Source organism: Paenibacillus sp. J22R98 (assembly GCF_059383835.1).
Genome location: NZ_JBXENW010000007.1, coordinates 173,810 through 198,023 on the forward strand (window position 1 = coordinate 173,810; position 24,214 = coordinate 198,023).

A 24,214-nucleotide genomic window follows, 5' to 3' on the forward strand; every position below is an offset into this window, starting at 1 on the left:
GTTGCCGCCTTCCTAGGTATGCATTCTTCGCGAGAGGTGCTCGAATAGAAAGCGTATATCGTTTTTGTCATACAGAATGTCGAGAATGCGCACCTTGAATACGATTCTCATGGCAGCAATCGTAATCAGAATGCGGATGACCGCGCCGAGCAGCAAAGCAATCGCGATCCCGTTCAAGCCATACAGCGGTGTAAGGATGAAAAACAGCCCAATCGTGATGGCCAGCGCGATCGCTTGCCGCATTGCGACCAATCCGGGACGCCCCATCGCATTGAAGGAAGAGGCGAGAATCCATGAACCGCCACCGATGATGCATTCGAGCGACAGCAGATAGAAAGCGGTGCCGGCTTCCAGAAATTGCTCCCCATACAGAAGGCCCAGCAAATAATGACCGATGAGCATCCCCGGAATAACCGCGATGGTCATGAGCAGGAAGGACAGCCGGAAGGCCCTGCTGACGGCTGTTATGATTCGGTCTTGGCTAAGCCCTGTCACCTTCGGAAAAATGACGTTCGATATGGCCGTCTGCACGACATTAAACACGCGGGATAACGTATAGACAACCGTATAAAGTCCGAAATCCCTCGGCGTTAATAAAGACAAAATAATCAGCTTGTCGCATTGCGAGTACAGCGTACCGAGCAGCTCTACTCCGAACACCCTTCCACCGTAGCCAAACAGCGTCCCCAGCACGAGCCGATCCGAGAATCTGCGCAGCCAGTTGAACGACAATTCATGCCGCAGCCGGTGCAGCGCCCAGAAGATAACCATTAGACTGGTCCCGAAGAAAACGAATGCCGCGCCATTCAGCGATAATTTGCCGATCGCCCACAGAACCAGCAGACCGAGCAGATTACTGAGCGGAACGTATAGTCGCAGTCCGTTATACAGCACGAATTTATCCATGCTTTGCGTAAGCGCCGTAAGCAGATTTACCGCTAACAGAATCGGCAGCGTCAAGACTGTGTACCACTGGGCTGTCCGGATCACATCATCCGGATAGTTCCCCAGCCAAACGGGCAAATAGATCCAGGCAACTGTACCGACAAGCAAACTGACAGGCAGCTGAAACATGAATCCTGCCCGGATGTACTCCGCCGCTTTACCCGCATTGATCTTCATGTTGTAGATCAGGGAGGTCGGCAGCCCGAACGAGACAAGCCCTGCCAGCAGGGTCGGCCAGAACAGAATGGCCGAGAACATCCCCTTCCCTTCGACGCCGAACAATCGTGCGGTCACGATAGAGGTTACGGTGCTTAACACCATAATGAGCAGATTGGCGGCGCTGGTATGCAGGATGGTTTGGAATACGCTCCGACCTGCTCCGACTCTTTTGACAGCCATTTGATTCATGATTCAAAACATCCTCAAAGGTTAGATTCGCTTCGGTTGGTAGCTTCGCAGCACGCCGCTGATCAACCCGTTGTTATAAATAATTTTGCTGATATTGCGAAATATTCGCCGTTTATCGAAGAAGAACAAGATCGTCAGCACGGTAAAAATCGGCAGCTTAACGAGCGATTTCATGATAATCCCCGTTTTTTGCTTCGAGGACACCGCACTGCTGACGCCTTGCCAATAAATGCGTCTTAGCAGCCATTTCCGGCTGATCCGGCTTCGCGGAATCTTGTGCAGCACGGAGGCATGAGGCGTGTAGTAGACCGCATAACGAGTACGGATACGCGCAATCAGTTCAGCCTCCTCACTGGAAAGCAAATTGCTTCCCACTCTGCCAAGATCCTCGCGGAAGGCATCCATGCGATCGAACACCGACATGCGGAAAGCCACGTTGGCACCAAACGGGATCGCCGGCTCCTGCATCTCCACAATGTCATCCGAATAATCCAAGATGCTGTAGAGGGAGTGGTTGTCCCGGGAGAGCCACCTTGGCGGGCTGCCTTCCCATGCGGGCTCGATTTTGCCGCCGACGCAGCCGATTCGCGGATTCCCCTCGAACAAGTCAACAATGCCGGAGATCCAATCCTTCGACGCCTTGGCATCGTCATCCAGGAATAGGATGAACTCGCCTCTTGCTTCGCGAATCGCACGATTCCGGGCGACCGATAAACCAAGTCGTTCCTCATACACGTAGCGAACCTGGATGTCGACCATATTCCGGAAGTCCAGTACGGTTTGTTTGGTGTGATCCGTGGAGCGATTGTCGATCACAATGACCTCGAAAGGTTGTTTGTAGCTTTGCTGCAGCAGGCTAAGCAGTGCATCCTTCACATCCGCTGCCCGATTATGTGTACAAATCGCTATCGTTGCTTTCATGCTTTCACCTCGTGCAGCTTTGTACCGCTATAAATAGGGATCATTTTACCGGCGATCCGGCTCCAATCCAGTTCTCGCAGCTTGGCCTCAATCTGCTTCTCCGTTTGCTTCATATCCATGTCCATGGACTTTCGAAGCGCATTGCGTAAGCCGTCCGGATCATCCGGATTGTACAAAATGCCGCAATCGCCGGATATATACTCACCGAGCGCGCCTAAGTTTGGCGCAATCACCGGCTTATGATGGGATAATGCAAGAATCGCGCTCCCGGATGTCGTGATTTGGCTGTACGGCAGCACGACCCGATCGGCCGCCTGCAGGTAGTCAGCAAGTTCATCATCACCCACAAAATGCGGATAGACGCTGATTGCTCCATCGCCGTTAAAGCGGTCGATAAAGTCCAGGCTGTAGCCCGAATCGACCCGGCCGGCGATCAGTAAACTGCAGTTCGCAAGCTTGAGCGACGAGAACGCCTCGACGAGCCGATCAACCCCTTTGTACGGATTGATCCGGCCGACAAACAAGAATAGAAACCGATCCGGCGCGATGCCGAATTTCTGCCGGATATCTGTTCCTGTTCCCGGATAGGCACCGACATAATGGCCATGCGGCGTAACCACTAACTTCCCTGGCGATATACCGAACACGCCGGCAACTTCCTGCTTAACCGATTCGCTCAGAACAAATCCCCGATGGCACACGGTCAAAATATACTTGCGCATGATATAGTCCCAGCGTGTTCTGCCTGTATGCGGCCAAATGTTGTGGACGGTCCAGAACAAGCGAACGCCTCTGACTCTGTAATAGAGCAGCAGGAGAGCGAAGAACAGCGACTTTACGACTGTCAAAGCAATTCCGGATGCATGGTGGTAGGAGTTACTCGGCCAATGCATATGGACGATATCCCCTCTGCCCGGCCGCAGAACCGTTTCTTTGTCGTAATGCTCCACATGCAGCCCTGCCTGTTCAATCGATTGAGTCAGCAGCTCACTGTATTTGTTATCCGGACTCGCTTTCGGCCACATGTAAACGGTCGACTTGCTCATGGCTTTCATCTCCCGTTCACCCCTGCCAGCGCATATTCATGCCGGCCATATTGAATTTGTTCATAGAGGTAGAGGTGCTTGTCGAGCAGCGATTGCGTCGTAAAGTTACGGCAATGCTTCAGGCATTGCTCCCCGACCCGTCTTCTCTCGACGCCCCCTAAGGAATGGAACGCGATAATTTTGGCTTGGATGGCGTCCGAACTCCCCGGAGCGAAGAGATAATCTTCCGGATTCCAGACCGCATCCGGAATGCCGCCGACAGCTGAAGCATAGACCGGCGTCCCAACCTGATAGGACTCGATGATTACCCGTCCGAATGGCTCCTCCCAGATGGAAGGCACGAATGTAACATCCACGCTTGCCATATTACGACGAGCTTCTTCCGGTGTAACTTTGCCGGTAAACACGAAGCGGTCATCAGAAGCGCATAACTCCTCAAGCTGTTTCTTTAGGCCTCCATCGCCGCAGATCATCACTTGCTCGACCATCTTGCGCGGCAGGAAACGGACGGCGTCAACAAGCTCGCGGACGCCCTTCTCGGTTTCGATTCTTCCGAAGTAACCGATACGCAGCGGCTCCCGATTGAAGTCTTTCGCTCCGCCTTCGATAGCGCCGTCCACGGCATTCGGAATGACCAGCTTCGCTGCATTCGGAAACAATCCGGCATCGGTATGACGCTTCAGAATATGCGATGAGATTCCGACAACCGCGGATACCCGTTTACTGTAGCCGAGTGAAGTCGAGTGATACACACGCGCTAATGTCTGATTCTTGATCGGCGAGCTGACCGGCGAGAGAAGCGAGTAATCCCGGAGCGTATGCGCCACCGGTAACCCTTCCTCGGCACAAGCCGACCAGACCGCCGAGCCAAACCCGGATAAATTCTGCGTGTGCACCAGATCCGGTTTAATCGATGACAATAGGCTCCGGAACGTCTTGATTTGCACCGGATTGTAGAGATCAATCATCCTGCGGGCTGCTTTCATCAGTGTTCCGCGGCCCTGAGGCTCGCCAATCCAGTACAGATTGTTGTAAGGCAGACGATGCACGGTGACTCCGTTGATAACCTCTCTCTGGATACCGGCGCTTCGTTTCTGCCCGCCAACGGTCAGGACATGAACCTCTGCTGCGGAAGCCAACGATTCCGCCAAGATTTGAGTCGATATTTCCGCGCCGCCAATGATGTACGGCGTATAAAGGCTATTCACAATTAAAATTCTCATGCAATTCGTTTCATTCCCTTCATGCGCTGCATCACGCTTCCTACTGCCACGGCAGCCGGCCGTTCATTGAAAAAACCGCCTCGGATGAACCCGATTAACAGCCAAAAGTTCACAAAGGAATAGGAATCGAAGTTCATGACGAGCGAAACGCATAGCGCAAAAGCGAATTTAGCGTAAGGATTCGCCCCCGCGCTCCTTAAGGCGGAGATCATAAAGCCGAAGAACAGCGCGGCGCCGATCAGGCCTTCCTCTGCGAACACTTTGGACAGCAGATTCCGTGACGTTGCCATCTCAGGAGTGTCGAAGACAAGATCATGAACCTCGGCGAATACCAATCCATCATTGAAATGCTTCAGCAGCAGTTCCGCGAAATCCCTGTAGTAAAACCCTCCCCCAACGCCGAAGAGCGGGTGGTGGGCGAACTCCAAGAATCCGATAGCCGGAAAAACAACCCGGATGAAGAAGGAATTATCGGTCTTGATCAAGGATTGGAAATCAAACTGGAACCGATCCGTAAAGTATCCGCTGACGTGGAAAGCCTCCAATAAGTATGGGACCCCTAACCCAACGACAAGCACACATGCCGCAAGCACAAGCAGCATTTTCCCTCGGTTCTTGCTCGTGATCAGCACATAGATGAGCAGTGCGGTCAGCAGTACGCTGTATGCATAAGCCGAGAAGGACAGCACCAGCAGCACCGCCGTGCCGATCAGCAGCACCAGATGCTTGCGGAAGCCTTGTTTAAAGAAGTAGAACATGAGAATACCGCCGCTCAGCATATGAATCGCTCCCCACGAAGGCTCGCCGGACAGCATTTGAATCCGTCCGCGATATACCTTCTCCGAGAACAACCCGGTTAAAGATAAGGAGAACCCGCTGTGAATAACAAGCGCATCCACAAGCTGCATGAATCCGAAAGCGAGCGGCGGGATAAATCCGATTAGCAGACTCTTCGCGATCCACCCTTTCAGGGCAGGATCCGCTTTCGTTTGTTCGGCGATATAAACGGACACCCGGTACATCGATAAGCCAAACAGCAGCGTAATCACATGCTTAAAGCTGCTGCCTGCATCCTCATAGCCAATCGCCACCACTAAAGAATGCGAGATGCTGTAGATGACGAATGCAAGGAAGAAGAGGTCGCCGGGCCTGAACCGGAAATCGCAGAACAACAGCAGAAACGAGGCTGCGAACATCGGGAACATGGCCACCGGACGATAGACCGAGAAGTGAAAATACGGCAAGCTATCGTAGGTTAGAACGGCCAAGGAGAAGAGAAACAGCATAATAATAAGATTTCGAAGAACCATGTATGCACCTGCTCTTGACGCAAGCGGAGCTATGATAAGATCAGCTCCATATGTTTGCGCGTGACGGAGCTGCTGAAATGACCTGCGACATAGCGAACCGAATTGCGCGATACTTTATCGTTAATCTCTGGGTTGCTGAGTAGAAGCAATACGTTCTGAACGATCTCGTCGTCCGAATCGCAGATGAACAGATCCTCGCTGTGATTCGCGCTGATGCCTTCAACCCCGATCTGGTTTGTCACGACCGGGACACCCCAGGACATGGCTTCGACGATTTTCGTTTTGATGCCCGTCCCGAACAGCAGCGGAGCGATCATGAGCGCGCATTCGCTGACGATCTCTTTCACATCGTCTACTTCTCCGGTGACAACAACGCCCGGATAGGTTTCCTGCAGCTGCAGCACCTCGGCAGTTGGACTCTTCCCGACAATATAGAAGGTAGCCTCCGGCGCCTGCCGCTTGATCTTGGGCCATATGCGCTCGCAGAAATAGACAACGGCTGAGCTGTTATGCGGAATATCCATCTTCCCAACGAACACCAGCTTGTTCCGGTCGTATCTGCGGGGACCGCTGCCCCGCTGCCCATCCGCTTCGAATTTCATCGGAATGCCGTAGCAGGACTCGTGGCGAGTAACCTTCTGGAAGCTTTCCGCTTCGGTCGGCGAAGTGAAGATGAGATGGTGAAAATGAGCCGCAACCCGCTTCTCGTACTTGGCGAGCAGCCGGCTCTCCAGATCGATCAGCCACTTCTGAATAAACTTCACATCCGCAAATCGCTTCAGCTTACCCGGCAATTTGTCCGCAAACCCTCCAAGTGCGGAGGGAATGTAGTGAAACCATTCCAGCTGCCGCCGATAGCGCAGCGATAACAGATCGTCGTAGCTCAGAACCTGCGTGCCTTGTTCCCCGGATACATATTCCGCCACCCTTACCATGTCGTACAGGATTAGCTCCGGTTTCTCCGATTGCACAATTTCTTTGATTTTCCGGTGTGTCTTCCGGCTGTAATAGACGGATACCTGAAGCGGCCATCTTCGCAGCAGCAAGGAATAAAACGCTACATTGAAGAGCTTCTCGGCCAAACCGGGCAGTTCGAGACATACCAGTCGGTCAATTTCATCCGGCCGATGTTTGAGGTACCGGTCGTCATCCACGAAGGATAAATTAACAATTTCACTGCCCGGATAAATCTCTTTCATTTGCCGAATGTACTGCAGAAGCATGTTTTTCCGTCCATCCGTATTCGGGAAGGGAAACCGGTTCGTAATAAACATGATGGTTTTCATGTGCAGTCCCTACCCCCTATCAGAAAGCATCCTTCGCACCAAGCAGCAGCTTGAAGGTTTTGAAGATGATTTTCAAATCGCCGGTAACGCTTCTTTTCTGGATATATTCGAGGTCGAGCTCTACCATTTCTTCGAAGCTCAGCTCATTGCGTCCGCTGACCTGCCATAAGCCCGTACAGCCCGACGTTACCGTCAGCCTCAGCTTGTCGTACTCCGAATACTCGGCTACTTCCCTTGGCAGCGGCGGTCTTGGGCCGACCAGCGACATGTCGCCTTTCAGTACATTCACCAGCTGCGGAAGCTCGTCGATGCTTGTTTTCCGAATGAATTTGCCGACTCTCGTAATGCGAGGATCATCCTTCATCTTGAACATGGCACCTTGTATTTCATTCTTATCCAGCAGTTCCTTCAGTTTCTCCTCCGCGTTTGACACCATGGAGCGGAACTTGTACATCTTGAACGGTTTCTCGTCTTTGCCAATCCTGGTCTGGTAGAAGAACGCCGAACCTTTTGGATCTTCCAGCTTAATCAGGAGCACAATGAGTACGAACAGCGGCAATAGAATAATTAACCCGAGCAGTGCGCAGGTAATATCGATGATGCGTTTTACTAACGTATAGAAAACCAAATTATTGTACGTTTGCAGAGCCCGATGTTCCGACACCTTCACGACAGCTTCCTGATCAAATTGTCGATTCATGAGATACACTCGCTCTTTCCCGCTCGAGGATCTCCTCAAGCTCTTCTATTAGTTGATAGCGCAGCTCGCGATTGCCGAGCGCGAAATCTATGGTTGTCATAATAAATCCGAGCTTCTCGCCAACATCGTAGCGAATCCCCTCGAAATCGTAGGCGTATACGCCCGAGTCCTCATTCAGCTTCTGAATCGCATCAGTCAACTGAATTTCCCCGCCCGCTCCCGTCTCATGACGGCCCAAATATTCGAAAATATCCGGTGTCAGAATATAGCGTCCCATAATCGCCAGATTCGACGGTGCTTGTCCAAATGGCGGCTTCTCCACAAAACGGTTGACCGTGCACAGCCGTCCTACACTTTCCATTGGATCTACGATCCCGTAACGATGCGTTTGGTGAGCGCCAACGGCTTGAACACCAATAACCGATTTCCCTGTCCGTTCATATTGTTCGATGAGCTGCCTGGTGCACGGAACATCCGCTTTGACAATGTCGTCGCCAAGCAGAACGGCGAACGGCTCGTCACCGATAAAATTACGCGCGCACCATACGGCATGCCCGAGGCCTTTTGCCTCTTTCTGCCGGATATAGTGAAGCTCTACGTTTGAAGACTGCTGTACCTTCCGGAGGATATCGTGTTTCCCTTTCTCCTCGAGCGTATGCTCAAGCTCAAAGGCAATATCGAAGTGATCCTCAATTGCACGTTTTCCTTTGCCCGTGACGACGATGATGTCTTCAATACCGGATGCGATCGCTTCCTCCACGATGTACTGGATTGTCGGTTTGTCGACAATCGGAAGCATTTCTTTGGGCATTGCTTTGGTTGCGGGTAGAAACCTAGTACCGAGTCCAGCCGCAGGGATAATTGCTTTTCTCACTTTTTTCATTGATCTCACCCTATCCAATTTATTTCTGTATCTATGTCGTGTTCTAAAAACACGAGCTATGTTTTCTCGCCATGGAGGAAAACATAGCTCGTATTTCTAGATAAGAAGAAACGGATCTAAAAATAGAGTAGGGCATTGAACCCTTCCTCACGTCATACCCCTGACGATTAACGTCTAAGGCCGCTTGACCCACAGCATAACCGAGTGCCTCCGGTGATAGAGGAGCAGGAGACATTTCCTTAAAATCGGCTGAGATGTTGTATGCTAGCGGCCTGCGCGGTTGAGAACAGCTCCGATAACGGTCGCATGACCATACTCCAGCGCTGCCATCGCTTTGGCCGCTATATCGTTCTTCACTTTGCCCGGTTTGACGACTAGGACGACACCGTCGCTCTTGCTGGCTATTACCAGTGCATCCGTAACCGTCATAACCGGAGGCGTATCGATGATGACCATATCGAACCGCTCCTTGGCCTTCTCAAGCAAAGCCGTCATATTAGGTGAATCAAGCAGCTCGGACGGACCATCCGGTTCCGGCCCCGCACTCACCACGTAGAGGTTCTCGATGCTTGTCTGTTGAATAACCGCTTCTAGCTCGCTGCGATCCGCTAGCGCCGTACTGAGCCCATAGCGATCGTTATTTAGTTCAAAGATCTGATGCTGAACCGGCGTTCGCAGATCGGCGTCAATGAGCAGCACCTTCTTATTGGCTTGAGCGTAGGCTACCGCGACATTGGCGGCTGTTGTGCTTTTACCTTCACCGGGAAGAGCTGAAGTGATCATGAACGTTTTCAATGCCGCATCCCGATTCGAGTAGGTGATCTTGGTCCTCAAGCTGCGATAGATCTCGGAGGCAGCCGACTTCGGATTATTCTCGGTAACGAGACTACGACTTCTATGCATCAAGCGAGACATTGTTCTTCCTCCCTGACAGAGGCTTCATCTGAGCATTATGGCCGCTTGCGGCCTTATCGCCTCGTTTTATTCTCGGGATATCCGCAAGCACCGGAATTCCGAACTGTTCCTGAACGTCTTCCTCCGTCTTAACCGTGTTATCCAGCTGATCCAGAATGAAAGCAGCTACGATGCCGGCCATCAATGTCAGTACGAAGGTGACCATCACGTTCATCGTCGGATTAGGCGATACTTGACCACGGCGCTCCGCCGGATCAGCTAAATTCAGAACCGCTATATTGTCCAATTTCATGAGCGTCCGAATTTCTTTGCGGAAGACCTCCGACATCGCATTGGCCATATTGGCTGCCCGCTCAGAAGATTGATCTCGGACGGTAATCGTCATCACCTGTGTATCATTGATGGAGCTGACAGTCACCTTCGAAGCAAGCTCACCTGCGCTTACGCCAAGCTCCGGATGCTCCTTTACAACCTTCTCCATGACAAGCGGCGTCCTGATAATTTCTTTATAGGTTTTGATCAGCAAAATATTGGAGTTGATCGATCCGACATCGATGTTTGATTTGTTCGGATCCGCGTCCTTGGTCTGACCTACGATCAGCTTCGTCGAAGCTTCATACTGCGGTTTCACGAAGTGGCTCGTGTAGTAGCCGACAAGCGTACAGCTGACAATGACCAGCAAAGCAATCAACCACAGCTTCTTTCTGACAATGCTCCAATATCGTTGCAATTCCAAAGCTAGTTCCTCCGATACCGCGTTCATAGGTGGGGATTGAACACTATTTTTTGTCTGAATATTCAGAAATATTTAAGTATTGCTGTCTGACTTTCCGGGATCAGCCCTCCCCTGCTTGGTTAGGCTATTTCCCTGTGCAACTTAATTGTATAGCGACATTACGCTTCAAGACTATTGAACGGCAGGATGATTTTGTTTCATCTCAAGTTGTACTCCGAACCGCCTCATTGGATAAACCCGGCTTATACTTTCGTACCATAGATAGCCTATGACGAACAAAAAGAGCGGCCATCGCCGCTCTCTTAAGTAGTTCCGGATAGCTCATCCGACAATGCGTAGGCAGCTACTCCCCGCGACTGCGCATAAAGTGCAGCTTGTGTGCGGTCACTTACATTTAATTTTTGAAAAATATTGCTGATATGTTTCTTGACCGTAGACTCGCTTATCATCAGCTTCTGCGCCAAAGCGCTGTTGGACAATCCTTCACCCAGTGAAGACAGCACGTTACGTTCCTTCGGCGTCAGCTTCTCGAGCGGATCATCCGGATCCTTGCGAATTAGAACTTCCATGAGCCCTTGATCGAAGTACTTTCTTCCGCGATCAATCATCTTGATGGCGAGCAGCAGCTCCTCGGGCATCGAGTCTTTAAGTACATATCCGTCAGCGCCGCACTCCTCTGCCCTGCGAATATCCGCTTCTGCCGCAGATGATGTGAGCATCATGAAACGGCAGCTATGTTGACGAAGCTGTTCAACCACGTCAAAGCCGCATTGATCGCCAAGTCGAATATCGACAATGGCCAGATCCGGCTCTACCGTCTCTATGAGCTGCACAGCCTCCTCGACCGTCTCTGCTTCCCCCATAATTTCGATTCCCTCTTCCTGCGTTAGTACGGCTATCAAGCCTTTGCGAACCACATGATGGTCATCCACAATCACGATTTTCAAGTCGATCACCCGCTTTTCGTAGTTTGGCCAGTTCCTTGATGAACGCCGGTTATCGGCAGCAAGACCCGAATGATGGTCCCGCTCCCTTGTTTACTGCTTATCTGATACTGGCCGCCCAGAGATGCGGCAAGCGTACGCATATTGGATAAACCGAAACCGGAATCCGGTTTGCTTGGCTTTAGCAGCCAAGGGTTAAAGCCGCGTCCGTTATCTTCAATGGTGAGTCTTATGATACGCTGCTCCACAGTCAAATGGATTGCAATACTGCTGCTCGCTCCATGACGGATTGCATTGCCTACCCCTTCCAGGATCATCCGATACAGCGCTTTTTGATGCGTTATAGAAATGCGGTTGTCAGAATTAGGTGCGTTGATACGGATTTGGACACCGTTCAACTTGGCCTGATTGGCCAGATGTGATTTTACGATACTAATCCAGGAAGCATTGTCGTTCTCATTGCTCTCACGAGAGCTCAGATTGTAAATCGATGCACGCAGTTCACGAGAAGCAGCCATTGCCGCCTCTTGAATTTCTTGCATCTGCTCTTGAGTCCGGTCGTCATTCATGCCGTTACAGTCACCTTTCATTGACTGAATGGCGTAAATGATGCCGAACAAATGCTGGGAAACACGATCATGCAGTTCCTCAGCGATCCGGTTACGCTCCTCCATTAAGAATCGTTCTGACTCGATCTGAATTGCCATCGTTATCATCACCTTTCTTGCCATTCATTGAAAACCACTTCCGGTTATGGAGTGCTCATACTATGAATAAAATGAGAGAGTCTAAAGGTTTCGTCATAGATATCCAAATTCGGACAATGGGCTCCTCATCTCAACATACCTTGAGAAGGTTGACATGGACATACTGCAGGAGTACTGATTTTGTTAACCGTACGTTTACAGGTAAACAGTGACCTTGGACTCAATCGACTATACCCGCCATTTGTCGAATACGAAGGACATAGCTAACGACCGAAGTCAGGTCTTGTAATCTTTTTGTAAGAGTAAAATCTTGATAGAAGAGCACTGCGCTTGGAAAGAGAACGATTCTCAATAGCCTCAAATAGATCCATTCTTAGCCCTTTCGGCACTTGGGCCTCATTACCCAAATCGAGCGTGGAGAGAACCGCTTAGAAGTGGGACTATAAGCAATCATCAAAATCATATCTTTAGATAAATTTTAAGGATTATTTACATATTTTAGCTTAAACACTCCCCATAGTAGTACCGGACATGGTTCTTTTGCACACTGAACAAGTGCAAAAAGGAATTAATAATGAGAAAAAAGTGAGAATAATGAGAAGAATAATTTGCCATAATCATCTCTTCTTTCGGCAAGCCAATACTTACCCTCTCTGTATTGATATGAAACATTAGCTCCTTATCGAGTAGTAAAAGGCGCCCCATAAGGGACGCCTCGATTCATTACGTATTTTGCGGATAAGCTGCCAGCTACTCCTCTGTATGCTGCTGTTTCAACTCATCCAACGCCTTGTCGATGTCAGCCGTAAGACTTGGATCCAAATATTGAGGAGCAGAACGTTTGACCGGGGAGGAGAAATGAGCCATGGCTTCCATCTCTGCTTCGATCATCAGAATTCTCTCTTCCGCGCGAGCAAATCCTTTGGATACATTCTCGGTTTGAAAGGATACGACGTTCTGATTCAACTCCTTCAGCGAACTGGCAACGTTGGCGCGAGATGCGAGCAGCAGGCGGCGATGATTGTATTCCTCCGATTGCACAAGCAGCTGGCCGATTCTCTCTTCCAAGAGCTTCGTTTGCTCCTGAATCGTCGAATACTGGGCACTGTAAGCCGCTAGTTTCTTCTCATGCATCAGCTTTTCTTGCAGCGCCAGCTTCGCAATGTGCTCCTCATCTTGCTTCACGGCTAGCTTCGCTTGGCGATCTCTCTTCTCAATGATCGCTTCGGTCTCGGCAATAAGAGCAGCTTGTCTTTTCTCAATAAACAATTGATTCGCCAATGCCCGCTGCCCTTTCGCAAGCTCTTGTTCAAACTCGCGAATATATTGATCTACCATCTTGAGGGGTTGTTCGCACTTATCCAGAAGCCCATTCGTTTCCGCCAGAAACAAATCTTTCACGCGTTTGAAAATGCCCATATTTAATTCGACTCCTTTGAATTAGCAGAATGATTTCTTTCCCATTGGTCTAGGAAATCGGATGTGGAAGGAAGCACGGGAGCTGCTGCACTTGCTGCAAAACGGTCACGCGGTCTCTTTCTTCTCTTAATGATCAGGAAGAGCAATCCGGCAATAAGAATCGTACCGACTATAGCAATTCCGGCATCCCAATCTTCGTGGTGGTGACCCTCTAAACGCAAGTCTTTCACATGAAGAGCACCCGGACCCGCTATACCTCTGTCATCGCCTCTGGACATGATTGTGATGCCTTTGTCCTCACCTTTGCTCCTGCCGCCAATCCCTTCGCCACCGGCCATGAAGGGTTCGGCGTTTACTTTCACTTGCGTGAACGCCTGCTTATGAACCGACATTTCATCACCTGATGCAAATTTCACGCCAACTCCAACTACGACAATTACTACAGCTATGAGAAGTACTTTCTTGATCCAAGATCTACCGGATCTCATCTCTCATCCATCCTCTCGTGACGTTTATCTTCTTTACAACTCTCACTATAGACGCCAAAAGTAAAAGTACGGTAAATAGGCAAAAAAACACCCTTCCTCAACATGCATTGAGAAAGGGCACATGATTCTAGATGTGGGGAAACCTCAACATAAACGTACTTCCTTCGCCTAACGAGCTCTTCACCTCGATCGAACCCTGATGGGATTCTACAATCCATTTTGCAATCGATAACCCTAGTCCCGCACTTCCTTCTTCCCGCGAACGGTGCTCCTCCACCCGATAGAATCGGTCGAAAATCCGCTGCGTCGCGTGCTCCGGGATACCAATACCCGTATCGCTGATGGAAAGCGACCATTGTTTAGGGTTGCTGCTCAAGGCTACTCTAACTGCCCCGCTCTCCGGTGTATACTTGATCGCATTGTCCAAGAGGATGTACACCAGCTGCTTGAGACGCTCGATATCTCCCGTAACCACTACTTTATCCGGCAGCTCAGCCTTTAACGAAATCTGCTTCTTGTGGGCAACTGAATCGATCGCCTGCACCCACTGCCTGACCTTCGGAACCAAATCAAACGAAACCTTCTCAAATTCGACTGAGCCGGCATCCGATCGAGCGAGCAGCAGCAAATGCTGAACCATGCGGCTCATGCGCCCGACTTCCTCTTTCATATCTACGACGACTTCTTTCGTGTAGGCCGTGAAGTCTTGCCCGTTCTCCAGCTCAATGACATCCAGCGAGGTATTCATAATACTAAGCGGCGTTCGAAGCTCATGTGACGCATCCGCCAGAAACTGCTGCTGCTGCCGATACGCTAGCTGGATCGGGATCATCGCTTTCTTGGACATCGAATTACTCAACCATACGGCAGCCATGATGAAGAGGACGAGAATAAGAAGGAATACGATAAGCAAGTTTCGAAACACCTCATAATAGAAGGTCACATCTTTGGCTGCATAAATGACGGCTCTCGAACCATTATCGAGCATAACCGGACGCGCGCCGACAAAGAGGAGCCGCTCCCCGGCCATCATCAATTCCGGTGCTTTCGGTACTTCAGGAACTCCTGTTGCTTCCGGTAATCTCGGTTCTTTCAAAACACGTTGGCGCATCTTCACATGCGTCTCCGGCTGCCATTCCAATTGAAACGAAACTTCTCGAGGCTGCCATCCCATCAATTTCTGCAAATTAATGTTATTAAATTGAGGAACAACGGAGCTGCCTGCAAGCACATTCCCCTGCTCATCCACGACATAGAAAAAGTACAAATCGTCACCGCGGGAGTTCGTCAAATCAGGAATCACCAAGTTTCCATTCTCTGTCGCAAACAACGTGGACATGAGGGATTCATGCTGCTGCCGATAAGCCATCCCCAGAAATAACGCGGAAACGATGATCGAGAACACCACCAAGAAGAGGATAATCAGCCACGTGTAGGTGTAGGTTAACTTCCTTCGCGTTTGAACGAACAGGTCTGTCTTTGGCCCTCGACGTTTATGCTTCAAATCGGTAGCCTACCCCTCTGACACTCTGGATCATCGTTTCCCCTTGTGCTGCCTCCAGCTTGTCCCGAAGCATTTTGACCGTTACATCCACATTCTTATTGGATACCTCGCTGCCAACGCCCCATACCCGATCCAAAATGACGTCCCTCGTCAGCGCACGGCCGGGATTCTGCAGAAATAAATCGAGCAGCTGATACTCCCGCTGGCTGAGGAAAATCTCTTCCCCACTTCTGAACAGCTGACGGGACGTCCGCTTCAGCATGAACTGACCGAACGTTACCACCTCCACTTGAATAGGGGCAAAATTCCGCCGTGTCAGTGAGCGCAGACGAGCAAGGAGCTCGTCCATCTCAAAGGGTTTCGTGAGATAGTCATCCGCCCCGGCATCCAAGCCAACGATTTTATCCTGCAGCGCATCCTTCGCGGTAAGTAAAAGGATGGCCTGACCGTAGTTGGCCGCTCGTAAGCTTTTACAAACGTCAATCCCATCCTTACGGGGCATCATCCAATCCAAAACGAGCACATCAATAAGTCGATCCGCCTGCGTAGTGGAGCGCATCATCGCCGTTATCTACCCAATCGACGTGATAATCGCCTTTCTTCTCCAGTACATATTTCATCAATTTCCCCAGCTTCTTATCATCTTCCGCAAGCAGAATATTCATTTCGTTTCACCGCCGACAATAGCCTATTTCGTTTAGAATACCATACAAAAGGTAAAAGTACGGTAAATGAATCGATAGAAAGTCTGGAGTCAGAAGTGCGAGAATTTGGAAAATCTCTTCTTGTACATCTTCTCGAGCCCAATCGAGATCAAATGAAAGCCGAGGATATACATGATGTAGGCAAGCAGCGGGATAACCAGGACCCACTGATAAATAAACAAATAACTGCGTGCTTGTCCGACCAATCCGCTCCATTCGTTCGAGAGGCTCACAAACTCAGGCGGGTCCGGTGGATTGTAGTACACCTTCGTGCCCCCTACGAAGATATGGAAGATCGCCAGCTGTCCGAACAACCCCATTATCATGACGATCTCTTGGACGAATAAGATCAGGAAGCTTTCCTTCAAGTGAGGAAACAGATGCTTCCGGATAATCGTGAAGCGGCTTGCTCCGATTGACTTGGCGGAGAGTACGAATTGCTGCTCGCGGAGCACCATCGTTTTCTCTTTCATCGTAGATGCAACTGTCGGAACCCCGATCAGCGCCAATACGATGGAAATGATAATGGTCAGCTTTAAAGGTGAAGCCGTGGGTTCAATGGAAATGCCCACCATGATCATCCAAACCAGAATAAAGGTCGGGATCCCGTTTAATACACTCCAAATAGTCGGACGCTTATCGCTTTCGGTCTTGCCTTTTCCGAGAAATCCAAGCAGCATTCCCAGCACGCCGCCAACGAAAATACGAAATGCGGCAATCGACAGCGATGCGAGTATCGTAAATTTCGCTCCGTCCAGCAGCTTCGCCATCATATCGACGCTGAATTTATCGGTTCCGAACGGATAGTTTGCATTTGGCGAGAATGGCGGAGCCAGAAGGATGCTATTGCCATTCTCGTCAACCACATAGTCGACTTTAGCCGTGTCACTTAGTTCATGGGGTGCAACATAGTGGCCGAAGAAGGAAGCCAAGATGATTAGAACGGTAATCGTTAGGCCGGCAAACAGCGTTTTATTCATCGTACGATCACCTTCTCCCAGCCGTAAATTAAAGCTCTCATAAGGAGATATATAACGGCGTATAGCAGCAGCAATGTGAAGATGCCATTCACGACCAGATTGTACTGGTACCCTTCAAATGCATAAGCATTGGAGAAGACTAACAGCGTCACGCCGTTCAGATTGTACAAATATTCGAATATAAACAAGTTTCCGAACAATATCCCCAGGAACTTATTCAAATCCGCTTTGACGAAGGGCAGTACGTTCGGCAGTGCATGAAAGAAAATAATATAGCGTTTACCAAGTCCCCGCGCTTTCGCAAAACTGATATAATCCTCGGTCAGCGTATGACTCATGTGAAGGGCTACATTTCGAATCATATACGTTGCAGGAATGATGATCGTCGAAATTAACGGAAGCGCAATCGCCGGTTCATCGGTAGAGAAGCTTGCCACTTGAAAGATGACAAGCCCCGTATTATCCGCGACTATGACAATAAGAAACTGCAGCAGCAGCACGATAACAAAGTCCGGGAGCACGCTCGTCAGTTCCAGCAGCCCTTTGAGCCACTGTTTACGCGTTAACGAGAAGTAGATGCCGAGCAAAATACCTACAGTCATGCCGATTACCGCACCGACCGCCAAATAGGCAAAAGAGAGCGTGATGCAGCTTCCAATCTGTTCCCAGAACGATCGTTCCGTCTTGCCGGACAAATAATGAAAGGCATTGCCGCTCGCCAATCCTTCTATATATGCTTTCAAGCTTGTTAGCCCACTGGACCAAAGAAAATAGACGGATCCGTCCATACGACCTTGGATAAGAACATCAGGAACCATGGCAAAAACAAGTACGAACAACAGAATGCCCAGAACGATTGAAGTGTACTGCGCTACCTTTGTCATGATGCAACGATCCCTTTCTTACTTAAGTTAAACGGACCGGCTGAGCCATTCCTTATAGGGTGTCGAGCTAATGCGTGCGTTATCAGCACTAGGAACGAGAGATAGATCATTCACCTCTGCGGATGCGAAAGAAAGAAGTCCGCTGCCGCCAATAACTACGATTTTCATAGGAGTGCCTCCTAAGATGTGTTAACGCAATTCGATGATTCTTAAGATGATAGGAATTCATTGCCTGTAAAAGCAACGAGCGAAAGAATGAACAGCAAGGAGACCAGTGCAAATACGCCCATGCAGATATAAGAAGAAAGTTTCTGTGATCGTGGCGAAATGGTAATCCCCCAGCTGATCATGAATGCCCAGAGTCCGTTGCTGAAATGGAATACGGCCGACAAGACACCAATGACATAAAGGCTAAAGTACAGTGGATTCGTGGCAATTTGATGCATTGTCGAACCAAGCTCTTCATGCGTAATGTTGCCCAAATAAATTTGCAGGCGCGTATTATAGAAATGCCAGAAAACGAAAATAAACGTAAGAACGCCTGTCATGCGCTGCAGAATGAATGCCCAGTTACGACCATAGGAATATTGCCCCGCGTTCATATTGGACCGATAAGCCATGTACAGCCCATAAACGCCGTGAAACAGAATCGGAAGGTAGATTCCAAAGATCTCAAGCAGCGGCTTCAGCGGCAGACTGTTAATGAAATGCACATAGGTAGCGAACCCCTCGGGTCCGCGTTCAAACGCTTGAAAGTTGATCGATACATGCACAAGAATAAAACCTCCGAGAGGAATTACCCCGAATAGCGAGTGCAATTTACGCCAGTAATAGGCATTTCCTTTCATATTACTCCACCTCTCAATGATGACTTGTTTCCGGTTGCTTATTAATTAAACGATTGACGAGGATCATATGTGACACCGAGAGATCGGAATATTTACCTCGGCTCCAAGGATTGCATAATGGGCTGAGGTATTGGAAATATTTAAACAATAAATAAACCGGCACGCTCACGGAAGGAACGGCTATGAAAACCAGTTCTCCCTCTCAAGAAACCTATCAAAAGTTCGTGAAGGCGTTATCGTCCAGCTCGGATTTAACCATGAAAACGATGAGCTTTCCGGATGCTGAATATCGACTATTCTACTTGGATACGATGGTAGATTCATCCGTCTTTCAAGATCACATCATTAAGCCATTATCGCAAAATCCGGACGGAAACATCCAAGAAATCGTCACCGTTCAAGAGATTCTCCCGGCGAAGGATTTCGAAGAAGCTGTACAAGAAATCGTGCAAGGGAAAACGGTGCTGGAAAAAGAAGGGGAACCTCAATTATGGCTGCTCAGCACAGAGCTGCATAAAGAACGCACGATCAACGTTTCCACAATTGAGCGGGTATTGCGGGGCTCCAAAGAAGCGTTCATCGAGGACTTGGATACGAACATCAATTTAGTAAGGAGACGTTCCGCCTCTTCCGATGTCGTCGTTAAAAATTTCACATTGGGCAAATTATCGCGTACGAAAATCTCTGTCGTCTACTTGCAGGGAGTCGCGAATCCCGACGTGATTCGTCTCATCGAACAAAGACTTCAACAAATCGATGTCGATTACGTGTATGCGCCCGGGTTCATTCAGGAATACATTCAGGACCATCCATTCAGTTTGTTTCCGCAGATCCTGACAACGGAGCGCCCGGATCGGACGAAAGCTTACTTATTGGAAGGTAAAGTCGCCATCATAACGGACGGGTCCCCGGAAGCGTCCATTTTGCCGGTTTCTTTCTGGTCCTTTCTGCAATCGCCGGACGATTATCAAATCAATTGGTTAATCGGCAGTACATTTCGAATGCTGCGCGCAATTTGTTTTCTGATTGCAATTGGGTTGCCTGGACTCTATATTTCGCTTGCATCCAATCAAACGTACGTACTTCCGCTCAATCTCGCATTAACGCTGCAAGGAGCACTAAAGTATATCACCTTTCAGCCGATAGCGGAGGTGTTTCTCATGATGATTGCACTTGAAATATTAAGAGAAGCGACGGTACGACTTCCAAGTCCGATCGGACAAGCAATCGGTGTCGTCGGAGGTATCGTCGTCGGAACCGCGGTCGTTCAATCCAATATGATTTCAAATACTGCCGTGATTGTCGCTGCTTTCACCGGTTTGGCGTCGTACATTTTGCCGTCTTACGAGATGAGCAACTCCGTCAGAATCGTCTCCATCCCGGTTCTCTTGCTATCCCAGCTATTTGGATTAATTGGGCTTACCGCCTCTTTCTTATTCGTGATTATTTATCTCTGCCGAATGAATACCATGGGTCTTCCTTATTTCTATCCCGTCTTCACCGATGGGGCCATTAAAGACACGCTGCTGAGAGCGCCTTTCTGGCTTATCAATAAACGTCCGCAAGAAGCCGCACCTCTAGATAAACAGCGAAATCGCAATGATAAAGGGTGGACGTAACGATGATGAAGGAAGAGTCTATTTCCTACAGGCAATTGCTATTCCTCGTGCTGTTCATGCAGGTAGGCACGCGCGTCTTGTCTTTGCCCTTCGCGGAAGCGAAATATGCAGGCACACTCGGGTGGGCGGCTGTTCTGTTCGGAGGACTCGTGGCCCAATTGGGTATCGTATTGATCTGGTTGCTCGCCAAAAAACATGCTACCCAAAATCTATTTCAATACGTTCACATGCTGACAGGGAAGTTCACAGGCGGCGTATTATCCCTCCTATTCGCTGTCTATTATATTTACTCGGCTCTAATCGTCACCGTTATTTACGTGGAGATCGTAAACCGATGGGTGCTGCCAAAGACTCCATGGTGGACGCTGCTGCTCTTGTTTTTCCTTCTTTGCGGATATGCCGCCACTTCTTCTTTGCGTGTGCTTACATTTATCAGCTATTCGCTCGTTTACATTCTTGTTGCGGGTTATGTATTAATCATATATAGCAGCTTTACGAATCTCGAATTTCGCAATCTCTTGCCCCTCCATCACGGCGGAGGAACTTCATTCGTCTACGGAGTGTTTCAAGGGTTTTCGGCTTGCCTGGGCTACGACCTGCTGCTCTTTGCTTTTCCACTCGTCAAGAGCACCAGTCCCAAGAAGCTTCTTGGCGTCATGACTTTGGCAAACGGGATGACGACGCTGATTTATTTTACAGTCGTCATCGCTTGCACTTTAAATTTCACTACGGAACAAATGAGCCTAATTCCGGAACCAATCGTCTTCATCATTAAACAAATCGAATGGGATGTCGTGCAAAGTTTGGACATCGTATTTATTACAATGTGGTGGACAATCATTTCCGCAACTGTCTACGTTTATTTGTATTTGGCTGCCAAAGGCCTCAGCTATATCGGCAAACCTGCCGGGAGCAGCCATATTCGTTGGGTATGGATATGCACGGGATTCTGTTTTGCAATCGGATGCTGGTTGTCTAAACAAAGCGTTATCTCTACTCTGGCAGGCGTTCCCTACAATATCTACAGCCTGGTCTGCGTCGCAGGCATCCCACTCCTACTGCTCCTATTTCCAAAAAAGATTAACGTCAAGGCGGGATAAAATATGAAAAAGATCTGCGGGGTTATCGTACTGCTTCTTACGTTGTGTGGTTGTTGGGATAATACTGCAATCAATAACCTTCAAATGATCGATGTTGTAGGCTTAGACAAGGTGGAGAATAATAAATTAACCAATATTAGTCTTGCGATTTCGTTTTTAAACGAAGCTCATCAAGGCGGAGGAAAACCACAGAAAGAAATAATCTCCGTAAAAGGTGCAAACTTGTCCGATGCCAAAGAACACGCCGACCTCTCTACGGCCGGGGAATTGACCTTTAATCAAAGTCGATTATATATTCTGAGCAAAGCGTATGCATCCACTAATCCTGCGAATGAAATGAATGTTCTTGGACGAATCTCAACATTTCCGCTTACCTCAAGCGTCGCCGTCTATGACGGTAACGTATCCGAACTCCTCACAAAAGGCAGGATTCAAGGAAAGACGGTCGCGAATTACTTGGTCGTCATGCTAAAAGAAGCGGAAGAATCCAATATCATACCTAAAAAAACCTTGCTTCGCTTCATTCTAGATAAACCGGATCCATTCGTTGATGTCGCTTTACCTTTAATTCGATCAGAGAAAGACAAGATTTTCATAGACGGTTTGGCTTTATTTCGGGAGGGCAAATATTCCGGCGTTGATCTTTCGATGGATCAAACCAAAATGGCTTTATTTATGAGGAATGGACACCGAACCGGCGTTTACCTCATATTCGATATCGACAAATCTCCCATTCAATTCTGGGTGAAGGATGTCAAACGAGACATCCACGTCAGTATTAAGGGTGATAAAGTGACTGAAGTAGCGCTTCCTAGTGAGATTCGAGCGGTCTTATTGGATACGAAGACAACCGATAAGGCATTAACGGAGAAGGATTTGAAAGAGATGGAAAAAGAACTGACAGCTGAAGTCAATAAACAAGCCCTTAAAACGATTTTAAAAATGCAAAAGGCGAATTGCGACTTCTTGGGTATCGCTCGCGAACTCCATGCTTACCACTATAAGCAATGGAGCCGAATGGACTGGCGCAAAGAGTACCCGCTTCTTCCGATTCATCCACAGATCAAGATCACTTTATTGAACTCCGGCGTTATGCTCTGACGATATAGTCCTGCTTTGATGAACTAAAAAACAAATAGATGTCCATACTAACAGGAAGAATATGAAATAGATCCTTTTGAGGAAGTGAACGTCCATTGACGACGAAATCGGTATCGAATGAAAAAACGGAACGTGAAGGTAACGCGCTGTTTCTAACCATGAAAATTGCCGCTTGGTTAGCGCTAATTATTGGTGTGGTGTTGTGTCTCATCAATTATGAAGATTTTAGCGACAATAATAAGTCATTAATGACTGGCATCGGCTTCTTGGTCGGCAGTGTGTTCATCTATACGATTGGTACGGCAATCAGCCTGGTGCAAAAACGCAAGGCTGAATCCGAATAAGTAACTTCACATGGATCGATTTAAAGGCTGCTTCCTTCACATGGGAGCAGCCCCTTTTGTATGGATAAGACTAACAGCAGAAGCCGCTGTAATATTGATCCGCATTCCGGGGAAAATTAAGTTAATCCAAGGTGATGTTTAGGAGATGAGGAACTAATGAATATTTCAAAGCTCATGCGGCTGTTATCTACAAGCGGCGTCTTGGCAAGCACCATCCTGTTTACTTCGGGTTGCAAATCGATGATTGTCTTCGATCCGAAAGGGCCGATCGGTCACCAACAGCGTGACCTTATCTATTTCACGGTGCTCCTTTGCCTCATTATATTGGTTCCGGTGATCATCATTACAGCCTGGATCGTATGGCGCTACCGTGACAAGAAGGGCAACAATGCGCCATACCAGCCTATATGGTCTCACAGTACCAAACTGGAAATCATCTGGTGGAGCATTCCCATTCTTGTCATTCTGATCTTGGCTATTGTGACTGCGCACTACACGTACGCGGTAGATCCGGCTAAACCGATCACGTCCGATAAGAAGGCTATCACGATACAAGTAACGTCGTTGGACTGGAAATGGCTGTTCCAGTATCCGGATCAAGGTATCGCAACCGTCAACCATCTGGTCATTCCCGAGCAGACGCCGATTAAGTTTGAGCTTACCTCAGACGGACCGATGAATTCGTTCTGGGTGCCGCAGCTTGGCGGGATGATTTATACGATGTCCGGCATGGCAACTACGTTATATCTTCAAGCCGATGAACCCGGTAACTATATGGGTACCGGAGCAAATTTCACAGGCCGCGATTTCGCGAGAATGGGCTTTACTGCCAAAGCCATTCCGCAGAAGGATTTCGATCAATGGGTGGCTGAAGCGAAAGCTAGCGGGAATGCTTTATCCGAAGAGGGCTATCAAAATCTTGCAAAGCCGGGCACTTCAGGGCCGATGACGTTCGCTTCCATCCCGTCCGGCTTGTTCGAGCGAATCGTCCATGTCTACTCCATGAGCCGCGGAGCACCTCCGGGATATACTCAGAAGGCACAAACGCTTAGCGGAGAAAAGGCAGCCGAGCATTCGGAAGGCGGTCAGCTGCCGCCTGGAAATAACGCGCAAAAGGATAACCCGAACTTAGGCAGCTTCGGCTCCGGGCATTCCTATCATAAAATGGATAACATGCACATGAATCATGGCAAATGAGG

General features: G+C 49.0%; 24 protein-coding genes and 1 pseudogene. 5 read left to right on the forward strand and 20 right to left on the reverse strand.

The features are described 5' to 3' along the window. Positions 1-12: 12 nt before the first annotated feature. The 20 genes and pseudogenes from AC50Y3_RS20180 to AC50Y3_RS20275 all read right to left on the reverse strand — a co-directional run bounded on the left by AC50Y3_RS20180 (position 13) and on the right by AC50Y3_RS20275 (position 18,851). Complete coding sequence (locus tag AC50Y3_RS20180; protein ID WP_494820520.1) at positions 13-1,353, reverse strand: lipopolysaccharide biosynthesis protein; 1,341 nt, start codon at positions 1,351-1,353, stop codon at positions 13-15. A 21-nt stretch (positions 1,354-1,374) separates the two neighbouring features. Next, positions 1,375-2,274 carry a glycosyltransferase gene (locus AC50Y3_RS20185; protein WP_494820521.1) on the reverse strand — a complete coding sequence of 300 codons (900 nt, stop codon included), beginning with the start codon at positions 2,272-2,274 and terminating at the stop codon, positions 1,375-1,377. Continuing rightward, positions 2,271-3,320, reverse strand: a complete 1,050-nt coding sequence (locus tag AC50Y3_RS20190) for a glycosyltransferase (RefSeq protein ID WP_494820522.1) — start codon at positions 3,318-3,320, stop codon at positions 2,271-2,273. Before AC50Y3_RS20190 ends, AC50Y3_RS20185 begins: the two co-directional genes overlap by 4 nt. Before the next feature lie 5 nt (positions 3,321-3,325). Further along, positions 3,326-4,543 (reverse strand): glycosyltransferase family 4 protein, encoded by a 1,218-nt coding sequence (locus tag AC50Y3_RS20195; RefSeq protein ID WP_494820523.1) that lies wholly within the window; start codon positions 4,541-4,543, stop codon positions 3,326-3,328. Further along, positions 4,540-5,853: an O-antigen ligase family protein gene (locus AC50Y3_RS20200; RefSeq protein WP_494820524.1), complete on the reverse strand. Its 1,314-nt coding sequence runs from the start codon at positions 5,851-5,853 to the stop codon at positions 4,540-4,542. Before AC50Y3_RS20200 ends, AC50Y3_RS20195 begins: the two co-directional genes overlap by 4 nt. Before the next feature lie 29 nt (positions 5,854-5,882). Next, entirely contained in the window at positions 5,883-7,139 is a 1,257-nt protein-coding gene (locus tag AC50Y3_RS20205; RefSeq protein WP_494820525.1) for a glycosyltransferase family 4 protein, read from the reverse strand. 19 nt (positions 7,140-7,158) lie between these two features. Next, positions 7,159-7,839: a sugar transferase gene (locus AC50Y3_RS20210; protein WP_494820526.1), complete on the reverse strand. Its 681-nt coding sequence runs from the start codon at positions 7,837-7,839 to the stop codon at positions 7,159-7,161. After that, positions 7,823-8,722 (reverse strand): UTP--glucose-1-phosphate uridylyltransferase GalU, encoded by a 900-nt coding sequence (gene galU, locus AC50Y3_RS20215; protein ID WP_494820527.1) that lies wholly within the window; start codon positions 8,720-8,722, stop codon positions 7,823-7,825. Before galU ends, AC50Y3_RS20210 begins: the two co-directional genes overlap by 17 nt. Positions 8,723-8,986: 264 nt before the next feature. Continuing rightward, positions 8,987-9,637, reverse strand: coding sequence for a CpsD/CapB family tyrosine-protein kinase (locus AC50Y3_RS20220; RefSeq protein ID WP_494820528.1), 651 nt, complete (start codon positions 9,635-9,637; stop codon positions 8,987-8,989). Next, positions 9,618-10,373, reverse strand: a complete 756-nt coding sequence (locus AC50Y3_RS20225; protein ID WP_494820529.1) for a YveK family protein — start codon at positions 10,371-10,373, stop codon at positions 9,618-9,620. Before AC50Y3_RS20225 ends, AC50Y3_RS20220 begins: the two co-directional genes overlap by 20 nt. A gap of 302 nt (positions 10,374-10,675) precedes the next feature. Beyond that, on the reverse strand, positions 10,676-11,311 hold the full coding sequence (locus AC50Y3_RS20230; protein WP_494820709.1) for a response regulator: 636 nt from the start codon (positions 11,309-11,311) through the stop codon (positions 10,676-10,678). Positions 11,312-11,325: 14 nt separating this feature from the next. After that, the gene (locus tag AC50Y3_RS20235) at positions 11,326-12,024 is read right to left on the reverse strand and encodes a sensor histidine kinase (protein WP_494820530.1); all 699 of its coding nucleotides are present in this window, start codon (positions 12,022-12,024) and stop codon (positions 11,326-11,328) included. 750 nt (positions 12,025-12,774) lie between these two features. Continuing rightward, positions 12,775-13,443: a PspA/IM30 family protein gene (locus tag AC50Y3_RS20240; protein ID WP_494820531.1), complete on the reverse strand. Its 669-nt coding sequence runs from the start codon at positions 13,441-13,443 to the stop codon at positions 12,775-12,777. A 2-nt stretch (positions 13,444-13,445) separates the two neighbouring features. Further along, the gene (locus tag AC50Y3_RS20245; protein ID WP_494820532.1) at positions 13,446-13,931 is read right to left on the reverse strand and encodes an LPXTG cell wall anchor domain-containing protein; all 486 of its coding nucleotides are present in this window, start codon (positions 13,929-13,931) and stop codon (positions 13,446-13,448) included. Positions 13,932-14,058: 127 nt separating this feature from the next. Beyond that, on the reverse strand, positions 14,059-15,435 hold the full coding sequence (locus AC50Y3_RS20250) for a sensor histidine kinase (RefSeq protein WP_494820533.1): 1,377 nt from the start codon (positions 15,433-15,435) through the stop codon (positions 14,059-14,061). Next, a pseudogene (locus AC50Y3_RS20255) lies at positions 15,425-16,100 on the reverse strand (response regulator transcription factor). The gene AC50Y3_RS20250 and the pseudogene AC50Y3_RS20255 overlap by 11 nt, the downstream one beginning before the upstream one ends. Positions 16,101-16,189: 89 nt before the next feature. Then, positions 16,190-17,119 (reverse strand): ABC transporter permease, encoded by a 930-nt coding sequence (locus AC50Y3_RS20260; protein WP_494820534.1) that lies wholly within the window; start codon positions 17,117-17,119, stop codon positions 16,190-16,192. Further along, on the reverse strand, positions 17,116-18,003 hold the full coding sequence (locus tag AC50Y3_RS20265; RefSeq protein ID WP_494820535.1) for an ABC transporter permease subunit: 888 nt from the start codon (positions 18,001-18,003) through the stop codon (positions 17,116-17,118). Before AC50Y3_RS20265 ends, AC50Y3_RS20260 begins: the two co-directional genes overlap by 4 nt. Positions 18,004-18,030: 27 nt before the next feature. Next, positions 18,031-18,171 carry a hypothetical protein gene (locus AC50Y3_RS20270; RefSeq protein WP_494820536.1) on the reverse strand — a complete coding sequence of 47 codons (141 nt, stop codon included), beginning with the start codon at positions 18,169-18,171 and terminating at the stop codon, positions 18,031-18,033. A gap of 41 nt (positions 18,172-18,212) precedes the next feature. Further along, a complete protein-coding gene (locus AC50Y3_RS20275) occupies positions 18,213-18,851 on the reverse strand; it encodes a succinate dehydrogenase cytochrome b558 subunit (protein WP_494820537.1) in 639 nt (212 codons plus the stop codon). 182 nt (positions 18,852-19,033) lie between these two features. Here AC50Y3_RS20275 and AC50Y3_RS20280 point away from each other — a divergent pair, with 182 nt between their 5' ends. The 5 genes from AC50Y3_RS20280 to cyoA all read left to right on the forward strand — a co-directional run bounded on the left by AC50Y3_RS20280 (position 19,034) and on the right by cyoA (position 24,212). Beyond that, positions 19,034-20,470, forward strand: a complete 1,437-nt coding sequence (locus AC50Y3_RS20280; protein WP_494820538.1) for a spore germination protein — start codon at positions 19,034-19,036, stop codon at positions 20,468-20,470. 2 nt (positions 20,471-20,472) lie between these two features. After that, positions 20,473-21,570, forward strand: a complete 1,098-nt coding sequence (locus tag AC50Y3_RS20285) for a GerAB/ArcD/ProY family transporter (protein ID WP_494820539.1) — start codon at positions 20,473-20,475, stop codon at positions 21,568-21,570. A 3-nt stretch (positions 21,571-21,573) separates the two neighbouring features. Continuing rightward, positions 21,574-22,671 (forward strand): Ger(x)C family spore germination protein, encoded by a 1,098-nt coding sequence (locus tag AC50Y3_RS20290; RefSeq protein ID WP_494820540.1) that lies wholly within the window; start codon positions 21,574-21,576, stop codon positions 22,669-22,671. A 95-nt stretch (positions 22,672-22,766) separates the two neighbouring features. Continuing rightward, positions 22,767-23,015, forward strand: a complete 249-nt coding sequence (locus AC50Y3_RS20295; protein WP_494820541.1) for a hypothetical protein — start codon at positions 22,767-22,769, stop codon at positions 23,013-23,015. Positions 23,016-23,171: 156 nt separating this feature from the next. Then, the gene (gene cyoA / locus AC50Y3_RS20300) at positions 23,172-24,212 is read left to right on the forward strand and encodes a ubiquinol oxidase subunit II (RefSeq protein WP_494820542.1); all 1,041 of its coding nucleotides are present in this window, start codon (positions 23,172-23,174) and stop codon (positions 24,210-24,212) included. The last annotated feature ends 2 nt before the right edge of the window (positions 24,213-24,214 follow it).

What these genes read in the sequence shown, in the direction of transcription:
- AC50Y3_RS20180 (WP_494820520.1), bottom strand. Translation starts at nt 1,353, where the DNA reads ATGAATCAAATGGCTGTCAAAAGAGTCGGAGCAGGTCGGAGCGTATTC.
- AC50Y3_RS20185 (WP_494820521.1), bottom strand. Translation starts at nt 2,274, where the DNA reads ATGAAAGCAACGATAGCGATTTGTACACATAATCGGGCAGCGGATGTG.
- AC50Y3_RS20190 (WP_494820522.1), bottom strand. Translation starts at nt 3,320, where the DNA reads ATGAGCAAGTCGACCGTTTACATGTGGCCGAAAGCGAGTCCGGATAAC.
- AC50Y3_RS20195 (WP_494820523.1), bottom strand. Translation starts at nt 4,543, where the DNA reads ATGAGAATTTTAATTGTGAATAGCCTTTATACGCCGTACATCATTGGC.
- AC50Y3_RS20200 (WP_494820524.1), bottom strand. Translation starts at nt 5,853, where the DNA reads ATGGTTCTTCGAAATCTTATTATTATGCTGTTTCTCTTCTCCTTGGCC.
- AC50Y3_RS20205 (WP_494820525.1), bottom strand. Translation starts at nt 7,139, where the DNA reads ATGAAAACCATCATGTTTATTACGAACCGGTTTCCCTTCCCGAATACG.
- AC50Y3_RS20210 (WP_494820526.1), bottom strand. Translation starts at nt 7,839, where the DNA reads ATGAATCGACAATTTGATCAGGAAGCTGTCGTGAAGGTGTCGGAACAT.
- galU (WP_494820527.1), bottom strand. Translation starts at nt 8,722, where the DNA reads ATGAAAAAAGTGAGAAAAGCAATTATCCCTGCGGCTGGACTCGGTACT.
- AC50Y3_RS20220 (WP_494820528.1), bottom strand. Translation starts at nt 9,637, where the DNA reads ATGTCTCGCTTGATGCATAGAAGTCGTAGTCTCGTTACCGAGAATAAT.
- AC50Y3_RS20235 (WP_494820530.1), bottom strand. Translation starts at nt 12,024, where the DNA reads ATGGCAATTCAGATCGAGTCAGAACGATTCTTAATGGAGGAGCGTAAC.
- AC50Y3_RS20240 (WP_494820531.1), bottom strand. Translation starts at nt 13,443, where the DNA reads ATGGGCATTTTCAAACGCGTGAAAGATTTGTTTCTGGCGGAAACGAAT.
- AC50Y3_RS20245 (WP_494820532.1), bottom strand. Translation starts at nt 13,931, where the DNA reads ATGAGATCCGGTAGATCTTGGATCAAGAAAGTACTTCTCATAGCTGTA.
- AC50Y3_RS20260 (WP_494820534.1), bottom strand. Translation starts at nt 17,119, where the DNA reads ATGAATAAAACGCTGTTTGCCGGCCTAACGATTACCGTTCTAATCATC.
- AC50Y3_RS20265 (WP_494820535.1), bottom strand. Translation starts at nt 18,003, where the DNA reads ATGACAAAGGTAGCGCAGTACACTTCAATCGTTCTGGGCATTCTGTTG.
- AC50Y3_RS20270 (WP_494820536.1), bottom strand. Translation starts at nt 18,171, where the DNA reads ATGAAAATCGTAGTTATTGGCGGCAGCGGACTTCTTTCTTTCGCATCC.
- AC50Y3_RS20275 (WP_494820537.1), bottom strand. Translation starts at nt 18,851, where the DNA reads ATGAAAGGAAATGCCTATTACTGGCGTAAATTGCACTCGCTATTCGGG.
- AC50Y3_RS20280 (WP_494820538.1), top strand. Translation starts at nt 19,034, where the DNA reads ATGAAAACCAGTTCTCCCTCTCAAGAAACCTATCAAAAGTTCGTGAAG.
- AC50Y3_RS20285 (WP_494820539.1), top strand. Translation starts at nt 20,473, where the DNA reads ATGATGAAGGAAGAGTCTATTTCCTACAGGCAATTGCTATTCCTCGTG.
- AC50Y3_RS20290 (WP_494820540.1), top strand. Translation starts at nt 21,574, where the DNA reads ATGAAAAAGATCTGCGGGGTTATCGTACTGCTTCTTACGTTGTGTGGT.
- cyoA (WP_494820542.1), top strand. Translation starts at nt 23,172, where the DNA reads ATGAATATTTCAAAGCTCATGCGGCTGTTATCTACAAGCGGCGTCTTG.